At 46.7% G+C, this 1,062-nt stretch carries 1 protein-coding gene; it reads right to left on the bottom strand.

Features of this window, described 5'->3' with window-relative positions:
- Positions 1 to 265 precede the first annotated feature (265 nt).
- Positions 266 to 1,062: cytochrome c oxidase subunit I (locus J4D97_RS22995; RefSeq protein WP_208309628.1), on the bottom strand; the 797-nt coding region annotated here is incomplete at its 5' end.

The raw sequence follows: 1,062 nt of genomic DNA, 5'->3' as shown, positions 1-1,062 counted from the left end.
GCCTGTACTACGCACAATGCCTCCTACCAAGATCAACAAGTAAACCGATACAACAGTGAGTACACCGAAAAACCGAAACCGGCGAACAAAAGCAGGAGTGCGCATAGGTTATAAATCTTCTTACTAGTGAAACAAAGTTCACTGGCGTGTTGCTCCAGAAAATTGATTAAATGCCGAATTTATCTGAGCTATATCTTTCGGTTGATTAAATAGAAACGGGCCGCCGTAAATACAGCGGCCCGTTTGAAATACACTCAGGCGAAACTTAGTCAGCCATTTCTCGCTCGTAAGGCATGTTCGACGACTGCGTTTGCGAGAAAGGTACGTTCTGCGGAATGAAGTCCGTTTCAGCACCAGGCTTGCTATAGTCGTATGGCCAACGGTACACAGCAGGGATAGCACCAGGCCAGTTACCGTGACCGGGAACAACCGGCGTAGTCCACTCCAACGTATTCGACTGCCAGGGATTCTCTGTAGCCCGACGGCCACGGAAGATGCTGTAAAAGAAGTTGAAGATGAAAATAAACTGCGCGAAGAAGGCCAAAATGGCAGCTACCGAAATGAACTTATTCAGGTCAGCAAACTGGCTGAATGTGTCAAAACCAGTCCAAGAGTAGTAACGACGGGGAAAACCAGCAATACCTACATAGTGCATGGGTAGGAATACCAAATACACACCGAGGAAAGTCAACCAGAAGTGGATGTAGCCAAGCTTCTCGTCCATCATGCGACCAAACATCTTCGGGAACCAGTGGTATACACCAGCAAATAGGCCGAAGAAAGCAGAGCTACCCATTACTAAGTGAAAGTGAGCCACCACAAAGTAAGTATTGTGCATCTGAATATCCAGAGCAGCGTTACCCAATACAATACCCGTCAGACCACCTGATACAAACAGTGATACGAAGCCAATGGAGAACAACATGGCTGTAGTAAAGCGAATATTACCCCGCCACAAAGTAGCTAGCCAGTTAAACGTTTTTACAGCTGAGGGTACTGCGATAATGAGCGTAAGAAACATGAAGACCGAACCCAAGAAAGGATTCATACCCGTCACGAACA

The organism is Hymenobacter defluvii, from assembly GCF_017589435.1.
GTDB classification, from domain to species: domain Bacteria; phylum Bacteroidota; class Bacteroidia; order Cytophagales; family Hymenobacteraceae; genus Hymenobacter; species Hymenobacter profundi.
Note: the sequence above shows the minus strand (reverse complement) of the source record. Positions and strands in the feature narration are given on the sequence as shown.